Annotated in this window: 17 protein-coding genes; 5 read left to right on the forward strand and 12 right to left on the reverse strand. The window is 28.5% G+C overall.

Annotated features, from left to right (window positions below; genetic code table 11):
* Window positions 1–111: 111 nt before the first annotated feature.
* The 7 genes from ACKTTQ_RS02295 to ACKTTQ_RS02325 all read right to left on the reverse strand — a co-directional run bounded on the left by ACKTTQ_RS02295 (window position 112) and on the right by ACKTTQ_RS02325 (window position 6,425).
* A complete protein-coding gene (locus ACKTTQ_RS02295; RefSeq protein ID WP_408048283.1) occupies window positions 112–900 on the reverse strand; it encodes a hypothetical protein in 789 nt (262 codons plus the stop codon).
* Between the two features lie 141 nt (window positions 901–1,041).
* Window positions 1,042–2,055 (reverse strand): hypothetical protein, encoded by a 1,014-nt coding sequence (locus ACKTTQ_RS02300; RefSeq protein ID WP_408048284.1) that lies wholly within the window; start codon window positions 2,053–2,055, stop codon window positions 1,042–1,044.
* Window positions 2,056–2,229: 174 nt separating this feature from the next.
* Complete coding sequence (locus ACKTTQ_RS02305; protein ID WP_408048285.1) at window positions 2,230–3,177, reverse strand: hypothetical protein; 948 nt, start codon at window positions 3,175–3,177, stop codon at window positions 2,230–2,232.
* Window positions 3,178–3,362: 185 nt separating this feature from the next.
* The gene (locus ACKTTQ_RS02310; protein WP_408048286.1) at window positions 3,363–4,211 is read right to left on the reverse strand and encodes a DUF1444 family protein; all 849 of its coding nucleotides are present in this window, start codon (window positions 4,209–4,211) and stop codon (window positions 3,363–3,365) included.
* A gap of 137 nt (window positions 4,212–4,348) precedes the next feature.
* Window positions 4,349–4,717, reverse strand: coding sequence for a hypothetical protein (locus ACKTTQ_RS02315; protein ID WP_408048287.1), 369 nt, complete (start codon window positions 4,715–4,717; stop codon window positions 4,349–4,351).
* Window positions 4,718–4,936: 219 nt separating this feature from the next.
* Window positions 4,937–5,593, reverse strand: a complete 657-nt coding sequence (locus tag ACKTTQ_RS02320) for a hypothetical protein (protein WP_408048288.1) — start codon at window positions 5,591–5,593, stop codon at window positions 4,937–4,939.
* A 385-nt stretch (window positions 5,594–5,978) separates the two neighbouring features.
* A complete protein-coding gene (locus ACKTTQ_RS02325; RefSeq protein ID WP_408048289.1) occupies window positions 5,979–6,425 on the reverse strand; it encodes a GNAT family N-acetyltransferase in 447 nt (148 codons plus the stop codon).
* A 98-nt stretch (window positions 6,426–6,523) separates the two neighbouring features.
* Here ACKTTQ_RS02325 and ACKTTQ_RS02330 point away from each other — a divergent pair, with 98 nt between their 5' ends.
* On the forward strand, window positions 6,524–6,958 hold the full coding sequence (locus ACKTTQ_RS02330; RefSeq protein ID WP_408048290.1) for a GNAT family N-acetyltransferase: 435 nt from the start codon (window positions 6,524–6,526) through the stop codon (window positions 6,956–6,958).
* A 2-nt stretch (window positions 6,959–6,960) separates the two neighbouring features.
* On the opposite strand, the gene ACKTTQ_RS02335 is transcribed toward ACKTTQ_RS02330, so the two are convergent.
* The 5 genes from ACKTTQ_RS02335 to mtaB all read right to left on the reverse strand — a co-directional run bounded on the left by ACKTTQ_RS02335 (window position 6,961) and on the right by mtaB (window position 10,972).
* Window positions 6,961–7,167: a hypothetical protein gene (locus ACKTTQ_RS02335; RefSeq protein ID WP_093871793.1), complete on the reverse strand. Its 207-nt coding sequence runs from the start codon at window positions 7,165–7,167 to the stop codon at window positions 6,961–6,963.
* Window positions 7,168–8,073 (reverse strand): lytic transglycosylase domain-containing protein, encoded by a 906-nt coding sequence (locus tag ACKTTQ_RS02340; protein WP_093871792.1) that lies wholly within the window; start codon window positions 8,071–8,073, stop codon window positions 7,168–7,170. It lies immediately after the preceding gene.
* 27 nt (window positions 8,074–8,100) lie between these two features.
* Entirely contained in the window at window positions 8,101–8,766 is a 666-nt protein-coding gene (locus tag ACKTTQ_RS02345) for an alpha/beta hydrolase family protein (protein ID WP_093871791.1), read from the reverse strand.
* The gene (locus ACKTTQ_RS02350; RefSeq protein WP_093871790.1) at window positions 8,766–9,521 is read right to left on the reverse strand and encodes a DUF6438 domain-containing protein; all 756 of its coding nucleotides are present in this window, start codon (window positions 9,519–9,521) and stop codon (window positions 8,766–8,768) included. Before ACKTTQ_RS02350 ends, ACKTTQ_RS02345 begins: the two co-directional genes overlap by 1 nt.
* Before the next feature lie 134 nt (window positions 9,522–9,655).
* Window positions 9,656–10,972: a tRNA (N(6)-L-threonylcarbamoyladenosine(37)-C(2))-methylthiotransferase MtaB gene (gene mtaB / locus ACKTTQ_RS02355; RefSeq protein ID WP_093871789.1), complete on the reverse strand. Its 1,317-nt coding sequence runs from the start codon at window positions 10,970–10,972 to the stop codon at window positions 9,656–9,658.
* A gap of 123 nt (window positions 10,973–11,095) precedes the next feature.
* Between mtaB and ACKTTQ_RS02360 the strand changes: the two genes are divergently transcribed.
* Genes ACKTTQ_RS02360 through ACKTTQ_RS02375 form a run of 4 tightly spaced genes read left to right on the forward strand, consistent with a single transcriptional unit; the run spans window position 11,096 to window position 14,027 of the window.
* Window positions 11,096–11,596: a GNAT family N-acetyltransferase gene (locus ACKTTQ_RS02360; RefSeq protein ID WP_093871788.1), complete on the forward strand. Its 501-nt coding sequence runs from the start codon at window positions 11,096–11,098 to the stop codon at window positions 11,594–11,596.
* On the forward strand, window positions 11,593–11,913 hold the full coding sequence (locus ACKTTQ_RS02365; protein ID WP_093871787.1) for an antibiotic biosynthesis monooxygenase family protein: 321 nt from the start codon (window positions 11,593–11,595) through the stop codon (window positions 11,911–11,913). The genes ACKTTQ_RS02360 and ACKTTQ_RS02365 overlap by 4 nt, the downstream gene beginning before the upstream one ends.
* A 4-nt stretch (window positions 11,914–11,917) precedes the next feature.
* Window positions 11,918–12,430, forward strand: coding sequence for a DUF4442 domain-containing protein (locus ACKTTQ_RS02370; protein WP_093871786.1), 513 nt, complete (start codon window positions 11,918–11,920; stop codon window positions 12,428–12,430).
* Complete coding sequence (locus ACKTTQ_RS02375) at window positions 12,387–14,027, forward strand: ABC transporter substrate-binding protein (RefSeq protein WP_408048291.1); 1,641 nt, start codon at window positions 12,387–12,389, stop codon at window positions 14,025–14,027. The genes ACKTTQ_RS02370 and ACKTTQ_RS02375 overlap by 44 nt, the downstream gene beginning before the upstream one ends.
* Window positions 14,028–14,041: the final 14 nt, after the last annotated feature.

Consider the following 14,041-nt stretch of genomic DNA (forward strand, 5'->3'; position numbering starts at 1 on the left):
TTGCAAAATCAGGATTAATATACGATGAGACTTACAGAAATACTTTGGTTAAAAATTAAACAAAAATTAGTTGTTTTTTACCACAGTTCTTTGTTAGCACCTGTTATTTTTTTAGTAATATTCTATAATTCTTTCTTTTCTTGTCAATTCACTTTCTGACTTTATCCAATTTTGATTCAAGTCTAATTCATACGTAAAACTCTTACTTTCTATCAATTTACCGTTATAATACTTTTCCATTTTGATTAGGTTTCCCAAGTTATTATGATAGAAAATTTCTTTTGATTCTGATGGCGGAAATGAATATTTCGTAGTCCGAACTTTTTTGCTTTCTTGAGGAACAATTTTTAATTCAGTTATTTTCTCTGGCGAATTACTTTTAAAAAATTCCTTTGTCAGAGTTATGTTTTTATTAGGATATTCATATTCCCAATTTCTAAATCCATTTGTTTCCACATATCCAAATTTCTTTTCAATGGTTTTTCCTAAACTATCAAGTTTAAATTCTGTAACTGTTTGAATTTTATTTAAATAAGATTCTTCTTTTTTTTCAAGTCCGAGATTATTGTATGAATATTTACTCGAAAAAGTAGAATCTCCGTCTGTAATAATTTGTTCTCTTATCAATCTATTCTTTTCATCATATTTATAATGTCTAACAATAGAGGATAAATTCGGTTCAAAATGTGTTTCTTCTTTTTCAATTGCTCCATTTTCTTTATAGAATTCCCATACTCTTGATTTTAAAGTATCATTTTCAAAAGTTCTTGTCTCGACACTTTTTACTTTTCCAAATAATTTGTTTTCAATAAATTCCGCTTTCTTATTTTCCGATTTTTCATTACAAGAATGAAACAACCCAAATAAAAGCAGAAATATTATTAAAGTGCTCGATTTCATATTTGTGCTAACGTTTACTGTATGATTAGTGGTGTTTAAAATCACTAAGTTTTCAATAAATACCCTAACTTTGTTAAAAGTAAAGACCTTTGATTTTGGCAATTAGTAGCCATTAATTATACAGATTGTTAGGCACTGGCGTTATTTCTTTTCTAATATCTCTAATCTTTTTTGTAAATCCAGAAGTTTTTTATTTAAAGATTTCAATTCAGTAATTTCTTGTTCTTGTTTTATTAATTTCGAATTTTGTTTATTAATTTTCTTTTCCTGAGAAATTGTATAAAGAGTCAATTCTTCAATCTTTTGTAATAATTTAGAGTCCATTTCTCCAAGAAAAATTCCATTTTCAGCTACTTCTTTAGCACTTGGAATATCTTTTAAATGCCCTGTTTCGTTAATGTGGTTTTCAACTTCTTTAAGTGTTGGTAATTTATAATCATCGTAGAAAACAAAATCAGACCACCCAGTTTCGACTTTTATTTCTTTTGCTCTTATTTCTCCATTAACCGCAAGTTTCCAATTGCTAGGATCTGTTGTTCCAATACCTACATTTCCATTAGATTTAATAACCATTTTTTCAGAACCAGATGTTCCATTATACCCAGTATAAAAGCGATGATTTCCTTGACTAATATAGTCTAAATCACCATTACTGATTCCGAAACCAAAATAATTATTCTCTCCACCAGACCATAATGTAATTTTATTTGGATATGTAGATGGGTCTGAATAATTTGATCCGAAATCAAGTTTGCTTTTAGGGTTTTCAGTCCCAATACCTAAGTTACCTGAATTTAAATCAATTCTCATAAATTCGATTATTTTATTATCTTTTAGCTCGTTTCCTACTTTTCCGAAACCTATAAAACGATTAGATTGGTTTGGTCCAAAAATCATTGTACCGAATTTACCCGAAGTGTATTGCAATTTCATGCCATAGGCTACTGAACCAGATTTATAAACGTAATAACCCGAATTAAGGTATTCAGGTGCAGTACTATATTGATTATTTAAATTAACATTACCTCTAACATCTAAAGTAGTAGAGGGGGTTGTTGTTCCAATACCAACATTTCCATTTGAAGGAAAAGTGTTTTGAGCTTTTATTCCAAAACTCAATCCAATTAATGAGATTAATAATAATTTACTTTTCATATTTTTTTAAATTTTATAGTTTGTTATTTTAGCTTGTGCCTAACGTTTACTGTATGGTTAGTGGCATGTTAAAATAACCAAACTTTCAGTTAATCACTAATTTTGTTAAAAAGGAAACACTTTTGATTTTATCAATTGATAGCCATTAATTATACAGATTGTTAGGCACTGGTTTTATTTCTTTTCTAACTTCTCTAATCTTTTTTGTAATTCAAGAAGTATTTTATTTTGCAATTTTAATTCTTCAATTTCTTTTTGTTGTTGGATTGTATAAAGTGTTAATTCCTCAATTTTTTGTAATAATTTCGAGTCCATTTTCCCTAAAAATATTCCGTTCTTTTCCACGTCTTTAGCACTTGGAATATCTTTTAAATGACCTTTTTCTTTGATGTGTTTTTCTACTTCTTTAAGTGTTGGTAATTTATAATCATCATAAAACACAAAATCAGACCAACCGGTTTCTACTTTAATTTCTTTTGCTCTTATGTTTCCATTAACAGCTAATTTCCAGATTCCAGGAGTTGTAGTACCAATACCAATATTTCGTGTAGAAAAATTAGTATATATAGCGATGTGATTTGTGTTTTGTGTATTCAGGGGTAAATTTCCTCCACTATATCCAGCGCTTATACCAAATCCGTCAGATAGATTAACTAAATCTGCATATGAACCTCCTCCTGTTGATAATTTTCTTCCAATTCTAATTCCAGTCATTAAGTCTGAAGTTTCATTAGAATGAAATCGACTAATATATTTATTGTCACTATATACAGAGAGTTTCATATCTGGATTTGTTGTTCCAATTCCAACAGATCCCTGATGATTAATCGTCAAACGATATTGATTTGTACCATCTCTTTGGTAAACCCCAAATTTACCTGAAGTCCCAAAATGTCCAATACTCCATATTCTGTTGCCGATAGTAGCATTTGTACTTTCAAAGTCCATCCATGTTCCGTTAGTACTGGTAAATCTCATTAACTGATTGCTAGGTGAGCTAATATGTAATTTAAAAATAGGATTTGTTATTCCTATTCCAACTTTATCTCCTGTATCACTAACTTGTCCCATAATTAAATTGCTTATCCCAATCAATGCAATTAATAAAATTCTTTTTCTCATTATAATTTTGATTTATAGTTATTTATGTTAAATTTTTGTGCTTGTGCCTAACGGTCTGGGCTATGATTTCGTTGTGGAATCATCCGCGGAATTATTCCGCTTAGAAATCAGCTTTTGATTAATACTTTTATTTTGGTGTGGCACAAAACCACAATGAATTATAGCCATTGTTAGCCACTGTAATATTATATTTTTTTAAACTTTTTTCCATTCCACTTATAAAAATTGGTCGAAATAGAATGATTACCAGTTTCATAACTTTCTTTGACAGTTCCTTTCAGTTTTTCAATTGCTTCTTTGTCATTTGAACCTGTAATGAAAACTAAATCACGATTTGGAATTGCGATTACAATTTCTCCGTTCACATCAAAGTTCTCTTTAGTCCAAATGTCAGTCATTAACAATAAACTAACTTCATAATCTCCACCTGCAATCAGTCCGAAATTTCCATTCTCTCCAATTTTCTCAATTTTCGGTAATACATTGTTTAGGTTATTAACTGAAAATTCCAAAAGAGTGTCTTTTGAAATTTCAAGTTTTTCAAACTCCTTTTGGTTGAAATAATGGATGCTTTCTTCTCTGTCCTCTGCGTAAACTATAATCAAGTCCTCATTATAAGGTTCCCAAATTAATTCTGGTACTTTATAGTCCGCAACAGAATTCCCAAGCGTTTTCAATTGTTCAAAATAGTCACTTGGTTTAATAATTGGAACAATTCTATCGACGTTTATTTCTTTGCTTTTGTTATAAATATCTCCAGAAGCATTGGAATATCTTTCAATGACTTCATCAATTTCTTTTGGATCAAGTTTGTATTCTCGATATGAGTTGTCCAAATAATGAGTTACTTCGCCATCCTCACCATAAGTTGCTTTTAGAACTAACGGTTCAATTATTTCGTAGTTTACGTTAGGATACTTATTTTCCATAATCTTTATGTACTTCTTTGTGTATTGACTTTCTGTCAAAACTTTTGGCTGTGAAGAACATCCTGTTATGAATAATCCAAGTATGATGTGAAGTAGTTTTTTCATTATTGTGGCTAACGTATTTGTGTATGGTTAGTTGCGTAATTTTAACGTAAAAGTAATTAAAATAGATGAAATTAATTGTCTGCGAGATTTGTCCGAAGGAGCAAATCCGTAAGCAATTAATTATACATTTCTTAAGTTTACAAAGTAGTAAATTTAAGATTTTTAGGAATGTCAGAATTGATTAATTTTAATTCAGTTGGTGACGAAAATTCAATTGTATTTATAATCTGATTAGTCCATTTTTTTTCTAATTCATTTTCGACATTAAAAGCAATAATACTTAAAGGAATTACTATTAAAATGCTTAGAGTTATAATTTTAATAGTCAAAGTTTTTTTCTTTGTTAAATAATGAGCTAAAAAACCTAATGAAATTCCAATAATTGTCAAACCAACTGTAAAAGCTATGTTTTTATCTTTTAATATTTCAGTAATGTTTCCAAATAATATGGCAGGAGCGATAATAAAAAGTAATTTCCAAATATTTGTTTTTTTTTCTTTGTTCAAAGTTTATTTTTTAATTGTAGCTAACGGTCTTGTGTATGAAACGTAGCGTATAAAAAGACACTAACTTTTCGGATAAACACAGAGCCGAATTTTTATATTTTGTTTTTAATTTTTCTCTTTTTAAAAGCCAAATTAAAAATTTAGCGGGCTTCATAAATATACACAAACCTTTCGGTTTAGCCTTTATTAGCTATGTTTTATATACCGTGTTACCTGCAGTTATTTTATGAACTGTTTTAATTTTTCAATTTCAGGTTTAAATTCAATCTCTTTTTCAATTTGAGACATCAATTTGCGTGCTTGTGTTAAAGGGTGGTTTTCAAAATCTAAATCATAAATAGGGTCTTCAGATTTATTCATCAAAGTTCCACCACTATAATTACTATCATATGGATCAGAAAACCAGTTTTTATATCCATTCTCTCCAATATCTATTTTTCCCTCTTGCATTAATTTGTCAGCTATAATAGAATCTCTTATTCCAGTCATTCCTATTTCAGGTGCTTGTATTTTTATAACATAACTACAGTTTTTAAAAGGAATTGTTAATGAAGCTAAGTAAACCATACCAGAAGGCTCTTGAGGTATTTTAAATATTGTTTTGATAGCTTGATGTTTTATATCAGAATAGTCAACTTGAATTAATCCTCCATTTGCTTGAGAAATCTGACCTCTGTAAAAAGCTCTAACTACGTCAATCTCTTTTAATGAAGGTAAGTCAGGTTTTAAGTCAAAATAATTTAAGGATAAAGCGATTGTTTGTTCAGCGTTAATCCATTGAATTATACTTTTGTCTGCTTTTTGTTTTTTCCACCCAAAATCAGGAATTACAATTGAATTTATATTTGATTTTGTTCGGTTGAAAAAGTTTATCATTTGTGAGTTAGTTTTTATTGCTGGTAACTCGTTATATAGAGAACAAAGTTCTCGTTTATTGGATTATAGTTCCGGATAAAAGGAACTTTAGGTAAATATATAAAGAATTGCAGAAATTACTTAGGTAACCTGTAAACCTTTATTTTTGATAAATATATAACCTAAAAAAATAGATATAGCAATTGAGTGTTCTAACAATTCTTAACAATACCAAAAACATAAGAAATATTATTACTATTTACAATCATATTTGTGTTATAGCTCGCTCATAGGAAACTAGAAAATCAAACCGTATCTAGAGAAATCATTACTCAATTATACTATATATATTGTTGAAGAATGCAGATAGAATTTATTATTTCGCTTAAAAAAAACTCAATGTTAATTAATAAAAAGAGTTATCTTCTCTTAAAACTTTTAGAAAATGAAAACCATAGATTTCGAAGCCTTCATTATAATAGAATTTATGAGATTTTCTATTTCCTGTATAGGTATTTAATTCCATTGCTTCACATCCTTTTGATTTAGTGTATTCATAAATCCAATTAAAAAATTGCTTACCAATGTTTTTCCCACGATATGTTTCATCTATAACAACATGGTCAGGTTCAACACTTTTACCAATATAATGCCTTGTACTATACCAAAGCCCGCAAATGCCTATTAATTTATCATTTTCAAAAGCACCTACACATTCGTAGTTTGAATAGGTAGTCATTTCTTCAACACGTAATTTTAAAATATCACTAGGAGTAGTAGTGTTTACAACTGTTAATAAAGGTATGATTTTAAAAATACGTTCTTTATCAATAGGTTTAAATATTAAATTCATCAATAAATAGTTAAATATTAAATGCTTCTTATTTTTTAGATTAGATAAGAATTTTTTTATACTAAATTTGTGTAAAATTAAGGGATAAAATTATAAAAATGGATACTGTAATTAAAAAAATTAAGACGGAAGACACTTATTTGATAAGAAAAGAAGTTTTAAGAAAAGGAATTGACTTACCGTATAAGTTTGTGGGTGATTTTGATGATGAAACATACCATTTAGGAGCTTTTTTTAATGATAAGCAAGTAGGTATTGTAACATTGATGAAAAGTGAAAATAATAACTTTGTAGATAATCAATATCAATTAAGAGGAATGGCAACTTTAACAGAAGTAAGAGGAAAAGGAATTGGTAAACAAATTGTAAATGAAGCACTATTCTTATTAAGGAATGATGGAGTTACTACTTTATGGTGTAATGCACGAGAAGAAGCTTCTTCTTTTTATAAAGGATTGGGTTTTAATATAGTAGGAGAGTCCTTTATTGTAGAAAAAGTAGGTGTACATTATGTAATGACTATTGACTTATAAAGCTATTCTTTATTTCTTAATTTTTTAATACCGTCAAATAGAAACCAACTTGCAAAAAGGGCTCTTACAACCAGAAAAATTAATTTATTCTCGGTATGGAAGTTAAGTAATACTCTATAGGAGCTTTTTTCTTGTAAAACACTATTAATTGTACCAACAATTATAAATACACCAATTACGATATATAGGTAAGGAAGAATTTTTTTCATTTATTTAGAGGTAGGTATTTTTATAATATATTCTTTTCTACTTTTGTTATTTAATTTCGTTTCTCTAAGCCAAGGATTTACTATTTTTAAATCTTTATAGGTAATTCCATAATTTTTAGCAAAGCTTGCAATGTTAGTAATGGCAGTGTCAACTTTAACTTCATAGGTTGAAGGAAATGTATATAGATCTTCTTGATCAAAAACAAATCCATATTTTTTAGGGTTTGATAAAACTTCTTTTAAAGCCAATATTCTGAAAATATACCTTCCTGTTTCGGTATTTAATAATAAATCGTAATAATCAGTTACTTGTTGTTGCTTTAAACGTTGAGAAATTCTTCCATTCCCAGCATTATAAGCTGCAGCAGCAAGTGTCCAAGAGCCAAATTTTCTTTTAGCTTTTTTTAAGTAAGCAGCAGCAACTCTAGTTGATTTTTCTAAATTATAACGTTCATCAACATTTCTATTAACTTCTAATCCAAATTCACGACCAGTTGATGGTAAAAAATGCCAATAACCAGCAGCCCCTTTTGATGACGGTATATTTATTAAAGCACTTTCTGCTACGCATAAGTATTTAAAATCATCAGGTAAGTCATATTTCTTTAATAAAGGTTCAATGATAGGAAAAAACTTATGAGCACGTTTTATAAGTAATAAACCGTTTGATTGCCAATAGGTATTCACCAATAACTCACGATCCATTCTTTCTTTAATATCGTTTCTATCTAAAGGAACTTGTTCTCCAGCTAACTCCATTCTTTCAGGAACTTTAATAGCTTTTATCTCATAGCTTTCAGCAACGTTTTTTATAACTGGCTCTTTATCTTTACTAATAGTATTCATTAGTAAAAGAGCTAAAGTAATGATGGTTATTGTAGGTAAAAATCGTACTAGCTTATTCATTTTCTTTTCTTTTAACTGTTCCTTTTACTAAGTTAGCAAAAAACATTCCCTTTCTAAAATTTTTGATATAGTTTTTGCTTTATTTAATATCATAATGTGCGTACCATTCTTTACAATAATTGAGTTTTTAATGTTTTTGATAGGGAAAATCTCATCTTTATCGCCATGAATGTGCACAATGTCAGTTAGTTGATTTTGTTGTTCCCAGTGTAGTACATTATATATAGCCCAGTGTAAATAATCTTCATGCCTTATTGATAAATAAACTTTATATAACTCAGCTCTCTTTTTTAAGTAGTCATTAAAGAAGTATTGTTCATATTTTTCAATATTGGAAATTATCTTGGTAGGAAATAATTTATAAGCTTTAGTTACTTGAGCAAGTTTTAAACGTTTAGGTAGCTCTTCATTACTTTTAATACTTGAAATAATAATAACTTTTTTATGTTGAATATGTTTACTCATCTCTTGTACCATAATTCCACCAAATGAAACCCCTATCAAAATAGGGGTTTCATGTTTAATAGTAGCACACATACGTTTAGAGTAATCTTGTATGCTTTCATCAACAGATGTTGGTAGTATCCATTCTAAAAAATGAAGTTGAAATTTATCTTCAGGTAAAGAAATGTGTTCAAATATTTTGGTATTAGCTGCTAAACCAGGAACAAAATAAATATGCTGTTTTTGCATTATTCATAGAATTTTTTCTCTAATAATAAACCTTCAATGTATTCATGGATGTCGATTAATTCATCAGGAATATCATTCCATAAACGGATTTTAATTTGTTTATTTTCATAAGTAATAAAAGTACTTGCTAAATCCATTACTCTTGGGTTGTCATAAACATCATTAAAACTTTCAAAACTCTTTTTTGATAGTTTTTCTTTCAATGTTTTAAATTCTTTTTCTGTAAGCTTAAACTTATGTATTCCTTTTACAGTAACCGATTTAATTCCATTGTACAAAGCATTACCATCTTTATCTATAGAAAAATCAAATTCAGGGCAATCTCCAAAACAGGCTGTTTTTCGAAGGCTTATTAAGGTGTTTTTTTCTTTTTCTATTAAGTTATTCAAGGTTTTAGTAGAGTTCTTAGCTATAAATCTAAACTCACCAGTTTCTTGTAAGCGTTTAATCCAAATATCTTGTTGGTCATTAGGAACAGTAATAATTCCTATTGCGGTAGTTTTAGTATCATAAGCAGTTTTACTCCAAGTTAAACCACTGTTTTTTACTAAGCTTTTAACATCATTGCTGCTTTTACTATTTTTAAGAACAACAATTAGCTCGTTATTATTAGTTTCCGTAACTGTTATTTTTTTAGTTTTTTTAGTTTCTACATTTTCTGTAGCTTCTTTAATTTCTTCTTTAGCAGGAACTGTTTTTTTGGGAGAACTACAATTTAAGATTAATAAAAAAATTGAGGATAAAAGGTACTTCATAATATGATTTTGTTAGATTGAAATAATTGTACACTAAAAGTACATTATTTCAATCTAACAAAAAGTGTAAATTGAATTTTTTATCAGTTAATGGAACTATAAAATAGAAAAGAGCTTTGAATTATTGTTTTAAACTAACAAAATTCAAAACGAACAATACCATCTTCATCAATTTTAGTTAAGGTAACTTTATGAAGGGTGTTAACTAACTCTGGATTCCAAGGTGTTTTTACTTTTACATAGTTTTCAGTAAAACCATGTATATACCCTTCTTTATTTTCACTTTCAAATAAAACAGTTAACGTATTATTGATTTGACTTTCGTAAAAAGCTCTTCGTTTTTTAACAGATAAACCACGTAACATTTTACTACGTTTTGCACGAATGTTTTTAGGTACCACACCATCCATTTCAACTGCTTCTGTATTTGGTCTTTCAGAATATGTAAAAACATGTAAATAAGAAATATTCATTTCACTTAAATAGTTGTAAGTTTCCAAGAATAATTCATCTGTTTCACCAGGGAAACCAACAATAACATCAACACCAATACAAGCGTTTGGCATTACTTCTTTAATTTTTGTAACTCTGTTGGTGTATATTTTTCTCATATAACGACGCTTCATTTTTTTTAATAAAGTATCGCTACCAGATTGTAATGGGATATGAAAATGAGGAACAAACGTATTTGATTTTGAAACAAAATCGATAGTTTCATCTTTTAATAAGTTTGGCTCAATAGAAGAAATACGTAAACGATGGATACCTTCTACTTTATCTAAAGCTTGTACTAGCTCTAAAAAGGTATGTTCGTGTTTTTTATTCCCAAATTCCCCTTTACCATAATCACCAATATTTACACCAGTAAGTACAATTTCTTTAATTCCTTTTTCAGAAATTTCTTTGGCGTTTTTCAAAACATTTTCTAAAGTATCACTTCTAGATATTCCACGGGCTAACGGAATAGTACAATAAGTACATTTATAATCACAACCGTCTTGAACTTTTAAAAAAGCACGGGTTCTATCTCCAATAGAATAAGAACCTACATAAAAATCAGCTTCTTCAATTTCACACGAATGAACTTCACCTATATCATTTTTTGTTAAATCATTAATATAGCTGGTAACATTAAATTTTTCGGTAGCACCTAATACTAAATCTACTCCATCAACATTAGCTAACTCTTCAGGTTTTAATTGCGCATAGCAACCAACACCTATAACAAAAGCTTCTTCATTTTGTTTTAAGGCAGATTTCACTACTGATTTAAATCGTTTATCAGCATTATCAGTTACTGAACATGTATTGATAACATATACATCTGCTTTTTCTTCAAACTCAACACGGTTAAAGCCTTCGTTTACAAAGTTTCTAGCAATTGTAGAAGTTTCTGAGAAATTTAATTTACATCCTAATGTGTAAAAAGCTACTTTTTTATCTGCGTTCATTCTTCTTTCTATCCTTAATAAAAAACAAAAAACTTGTATAAGTCTTTAATTTTTTGGAAGTTCGTATGATTGTATTACTTATTCTGTCTGAGACAGATTTTAAACTGCAAAAGTACTTAATTTATGATAATTTTTGAAACGGAAAGATTACTCGTTAGAAAACTTGTTTTAAGAGATTTAAATCCTTTTTATGAGTTAGAAAGTAATCCATTGGTTTTGCAATACGCAACAGGGGAAGTAAAAACACTAACTGAATGTGAAAAAGAACTAAAAGAGTTGATTGTTAAATATGATCAACCTAATAATGATTTTTGGATTTATGCTATTGAAAGAAAAGCAGACAATGAGTTTATAGGTACTGTTGCTTTGGTTAAAGATGGAGAAGATGATGAAATTGGGTATCGTTTTTTAGAAAAGTATTGGGGAAAAGGATTTGCTAGTGAAATTTGTGCAAGTTTAATTACCTACTGTAGGGCATTTGGAATGAAAAAATTAGTGGGCTATGTAGTTGATGATAATATTGCATCTGCTAAAATTATAGAACGCCATAATTTTAAAATTGTTAAGAAATTTGTTAGTGAAGATATTGGCTTACCAGAAACTAAATATGAACTTTATTTATGATTGAAGATACACTTAAACCGCCTTATTATGCAGTGATTTTTACCACTCAATTATCTGAAACCATTGAAGGGTATTATGAAATGGCAGAAAAAATGGATGAGTTAGCTAAAAAGCAAGATGGATATTTAGGAGTTGAGTCGGCAAGAAGTGATGTTGGAATTACTGTTTCTTACTGGAAAAATTTAGAAGCAATTACTAATTGGAAAAATAATATTGAACATACCGAAGCAAGAGATATAGGAAGAGATAAATGGTATAAAAAATATCAATTGCGTATTTGTAAAGTAGAACGTGAGTATGGATTTGAAAAAAAATAAATAAATGTACGCAACAATTTCATCTATTTTAAAAAAGTTTTTAAAGGAAAGTACTATATTTAAGTATGGCTTTAACTTGTCGCCAATGTATAGGAGGTCTACTGGTAGAATAACAAGTGTTTCTGATGACTTATTTATGGTTAAGGTAAAAATTCCTATTAGTTATAAAAATAAAAATTATGTAGGTTCAATATTTGGAGGTAGCTTGTTTTCTGCTACCGATCCTGTTTTTATGATTCAGTTGATGCATATTTTAGGAAATGACTATGTTGTTTGGGATAAAAATGCGACGATTAATTTTAAAAGACCAGTAAAGGAAAATGGATATGTTGACTTTATTTTTACCAAAGAAGAGATAGAGAATATAAAAGAACGTGTTACAAAAGAAAATGAAATAGATTTAGTAAAAAAGATACAAGTTTTAAATAAAGAAGGTTCTACTGTTTTTGTAGAAGTATCTAAAACCATATACATTGCAAACAAAAAGTATTATAAAAATAAAAGAAAAAATAAATAGTCTTTTATTAATTTTCACAATTGTATTAATACTAGTTTCATGTAAAAATGAGAAAAGTAATTTTACTGAAACACAAGTGTTTCGTTATAATGAGCATTCTAATATCACATCATTAGATCCTGCTTTTGCAAAAGATCAGCGAAATATTTGGGCTGTTAATCAGTTGTTTAATGGATTAGTACAGTTAGATGATAGCTTACATATACAACCAGATATAGCTAAAAGTTGGACTATTTCTAATGATGGAAAAAAATATAAATTTACTTTAAGAAAGGATGTTTTTTTTCATCCGCATACACTGTTTGGAGAAGAAAAAACAAGAAGTGTAAATGCTGTTGATTTTGAATATTCATTTAACAGATTGTTAGATAAAAATGTAAGTTCACCTGGAGGTTGGGTATTACAAAATGTAGATAGTTTTAAAGCAGTAAACGATTCAACTTTCTATATCAATTTAAAACAACCATTTCCGCCATTTTTAGGTTTATTAGCAATGAAGTACTGTTCAGTGGTTTCTAAAGAAGCTATAGAATATTTTGGAGATACATTTAGAGCAAATCCAATTGGTACGGGTCCGTTTCAGTTTAAATTATGGGTTGAGAATACGAAATTAGTATTACGTAAAAATCCGTTATATTTTGAAAAAGATTCTAAAGGAGTTCAATTACCCTATTTAGAAGCTGTTGCTGTTACTTTTCTTCCTGATAAGCAAAGTGAGTTTTTACAATTTATTCAAGGTAATTTAGATTTTATGAAAAGTTTAGATGCTTCTTACAAAGATGATATTTTAACTACAAATGGTACTTTGAAAGACAAGTATGTTGATGAAATTCAGATGCAAACTGGGCCTTATTTAAATACAGAATATTTGGGTATTTATTTAGAAGGTGAAAAAAGTTTGCCAACTCAATCTAAATATATTCGACAAGCAATTAATTATGGATTTGATCGTGAAAAGATGATTAAATTTTTACGCAATGGTATTGGGATTCCAGCTTTAAATGGATTTATTCCAAAAGGATTACCGTCGTTTAATAACCAAACGGGATATTCTTACAATCCTTTAAAAGCTAAAAAATTAGTAGAGCAATATATCGAAGAAACAGGAAACAAAACACCTGAGATAACGATAATTACTAATAGTAATTATTTAGATCTGTGTGAATTTATTCAAAGAGAGCTACAAAAAATAGGATTACAAACTAAGGTTGATGTAATTCCTCCATCTACATTACGTCAAGGTAAAGCAAGTGGTAAGTTACCTGTTTTTAGAGCTAGTTGGATTGCAGATTATCCAGATGCTGAAAATTACGTGTCATTGTTTTATAGTAAAAACTTTACGCCAAACGGACCTAATTACACTCATTTTAAAAATGAATACTTTGACTTTTTATATGAACTATCTATTAAAGAAGTAAATAATAAAAAGCGATATACCTTATATCAAAAAATGGATAGTATTATTATTAATGAAGCTCCCGTTGTTCCTTTGTATTATGATGAAGTAATTAGATTTAGCCAAAAAAACATACAAGGATTAGGTATTAACCCCATTGATTTATTAAATCTGAAACGTGTTAAAAAAACGAAGAAATAATATTTTTTACATAT

This window comes from Tenacibaculum halocynthiae (assembly GCF_964512825.1).
In the GTDB taxonomy this organism is placed as follows: domain Bacteria; phylum Bacteroidota; class Bacteroidia; order Flavobacteriales; family Flavobacteriaceae; genus Polaribacter; species Polaribacter halocynthiae.